The organism is Hydrocoleum sp. CS-953 (genome assembly GCF_002260545.1).
Lineage (GTDB): Bacteria > Cyanobacteriota > Cyanobacteriia > Cyanobacteriales > Microcoleaceae > Trichodesmium.
The window spans coordinates 1-3,147 of sequence record NZ_LGSU01000447.1 but is presented as its reverse complement, the minus strand read 5'-3'; the positions used below and the strand labels follow the sequence as shown (position 1 = coordinate 3,147).

Below are 3,147 nucleotides of genomic sequence, written 5' to 3'. Positions count from 1 at the left end.
CGGACGTATCGCTGCGCGACATGGAAAGCGGAGCATTCCGGAACGGAAAACGCATTTTTGCCTGTGCAACGTCCGTACACTCCCATACTCAATCAAATGTAGAAAAGTTTTTGAGAAATGGTATAAGGTATTCCTTAAAACCTATAACTTTTTATCTCACCAGTTATGATAATTGCTATATAGCAATCCTAAATTAGTTGTGACAATTTTTATAATAGTTAATTTGAACTGAAAACTTTTAAGATTCTAACTCCTGTAGGGGCGAATCGCTATTCGCTCCTACCACCAAAATATTACAACTGTGCAGAGGATTGCTATATATATTCAATGCTTAACTTTTTTAGTTCAAAATAAATTATCTAATCAACTCGCATCCATCTAAACATAGAAGCAATTGCTTTATCAAAGAAATTATTTGGTCTTTCTTGGAGTAATTTATTCTGTGCTAAATCTCTTTCTAACTCCAATTCAGCAATTAATTTATCTCCTTCCTGTTCCCTAATTAATGGAATTAAATAATCATGGGCTAATTGATACTTGTTATCTGGTAAATCTGGCAGTAGTAAAACAAGTCCCTGGGCAACTAATACATCTAAAACTAAATCTATTTTACTGGTTTGTGTTGACAAATCTGATGCTAATTCAACAGAAGTCTTGAGAAGACGAGTACCATTTTCATTAGTTAACAAGTATAAGACGAGTGTCGCTGTTCGTTCATTGATAAAACCACAATCTTTAATCGCTGTATCTAAAAATTTTCTCCTCAATTTTTGGAGTGGATTATCTCCTAGTTTCTGGTATTTTTTAATATTGGAAATTTCTTCTATTTGGAGTTGATTACCTACTACTTGTAATTCAATTGGACGCACTGTATTCTCTGTCGCACTCAAATCTTTTACCACTTGCTCAACTAAATCTGATTCCAAATTTAATTGAGTAGTTTCAGTTAATTTTTTGATTATTTCTTGAGTAGTATTTACCTCAAAATTACTTATATAGTAAAGAGTTTCTTTAGATAAAACTTCATGGTTAATTACTGCTTCTAAATTTGTTTGGCGTTCCCATTCTAATAAATAATGTAAATAATCTGTTTGCATCGATAAAATTACTTTGACAGAATTTACACTTAAACAATCATGCAAAAATTGATAAAGTGGCAGTCTTTGATTTATTGTTGGGCAGACAGTAAATAACTCTTCAAACTGGTCTAAAATTAATACTTTTAAATTATTTTTTTGATTGTTTTTAACTAATGTCTCTAGTACATATTCCAGATTCCAAGTTGTAGGGTCAGAATTTCTAATCCAATCAGTATGAACTCGCAGTGGTATGGGCAGAATTACTTGATTATCGTCTAATTCTTCTTCGAGTAAAGCAGGTATTAAACCACCATTAAGTAAAGAAGTTTTACCCACACCAGAAGCACCATATAAAACTATTAGTTTATGGTCTTCACTTTTGATTCTTGCTACTAATTTATTGACATCTTCTAAACGACCAGAAGCTTCAATTTCTCTAGCAAGTATGACATTACCATTAGAATCTTGTTGTGCTTGTAATGGATTTATACCTAAAAAAGCTCTTAAACCATACTGATACTCAATTTTTAATTGTTCTTCTTTAACTCTCGCAGATTTTCCATATTTATCTTGTTCAAAATAAAGCTTTCTTAATGCTTTTAATATGGAAAGATAAGATTGCAAATCATGGTGTGGGTTGGTTTGTCGTCGGGCTTTTTCTAGTTGGTTAATAGTAGTTTGCCACTCATTTAAACTCTGCTGAGATTCAGTTAAAATTGAGAGGTAAGAATTCTGATCTTGCCCAATTTCTAGAGGGTCTCCTAGAGACTGATTTTGAATCGCAACTGCTAATTCTGCTAATTGACTAGCGTGTGCCCATTTTGATTCGTGCATTGCAGCTTCAGCTAAAAATCCGTAATCTTGAGCAATTTGCTCTTCTTTACCATAAGTTAGATGTAAATCTAAAGCTTCTTGAGCAAGGTTATATAAATCGTTCCATGCTTCTAATTTTTGTAGAACTTCTCCTTTTTTACTAATAAATTTAGCTACTATTTCTTGCCGATCTATTTGACTAAATAAGTCTAAGCTTTCTTGGAAATTATCTTTTGCTTGCTGCCAATAATTATTTTTTTGTTTCGACTGGCTATTTGAATTGCCTAAATGATAGTAACATAATCCTATCTGAAACTGGACTGCACCTAATTTTTCTAGCTGATTATTTCTTTGTTGAGTTGCTATTTCTCCGGGTAAAATTATTGTGTCATTTTGCCATATTGCTTGGCTATTTTTAAAATGTGTTAATGCTAGTTCTATTTGACTATTAGCATAATTATCTCGACCAAGAATAAAATCTAGATTGGCTGTTTGAAGAGGTGATAATTTCTTACTTTTGTAGTTAATCTTTAAATCTTCAATCGCTATTGCCAGTAGTTGACTTTCTCTGAGACTCAGAATATCTGAGTTATTTTGAAATTGAATAATATTAGGGTCGAAAATATGAGCCAAAATTTTATTGGCACAATCTTCAATTATATTAATAGCTGTAAGATAATTAGATGGAGTTAAATTTTCTGATTTTTCTTGATTTGTCATAGCTAAAATTCTTAATTTTTAGTAAGTTGAAATAGGCTTGAATACTCCCGCTTTAACGAAGTCAGAAGTCAGTAGGGGCGAATGGCTATTCGCCCGTACAGAAGTCAGAAGTTGTTTTTGTAACGGGGATTTATGCCCCGCTCCAAAAACATTTCACCTTAAAAGGTGGGCTTTTAGACACATTTTTTTTGATAAATTTTATTATAATAAGTAGCTAGACATAATTAAATAGAAAACCCTCTATGCTATAAAGTTTAAGTTTTCCTTGGATGCGCATCTTAGGCATTTTATAATTTTATTTTGCCTACCTACTTAAGTTAATAACTTATAGCTGACAGCTAATAGCTGATTGCTGAATGCTTACATTCATTTTAGCACTTGTGAGGATTATAAGAAAATGTCAATATTTTTTAAGGGGGTTATATTAAATGCGATAGTATCAATTAAATTAAGTAGTTGTGCTTTTAGGCATTTCCTAGTTTAGAGATGGAACAGGGAGTCAATAAGATATGTAATATAAAATCCGGTTATAAAG

1 protein-coding gene is annotated in these 3,147 nt (G+C 31.9%); it reads right to left on the bottom strand.

What is annotated here, in order from left to right; all coding sequences use genetic code 11:
- Positions 1–359 precede the first annotated feature (359 nt).
- The gene (locus AFK68_RS04480) at positions 360–2,612 is read right to left on the bottom strand and encodes a hypothetical protein (protein WP_094671763.1); all 2,253 of its coding nucleotides are present in this window, start codon (positions 2,610–2,612) and stop codon (positions 360–362) included.
- Between the last annotated feature and the right edge of the window lie 535 nt (positions 2,613–3,147).

Bases quoted from the DNA above. Each gene is read 5' to 3' on its own strand.
- AFK68_RS04480 (WP_094671763.1), bottom strand. From the start codon at position 2,612: ATGACAAATCAAGAAAAATCAGAAAATTTAACTCCATCTAATTATCTT.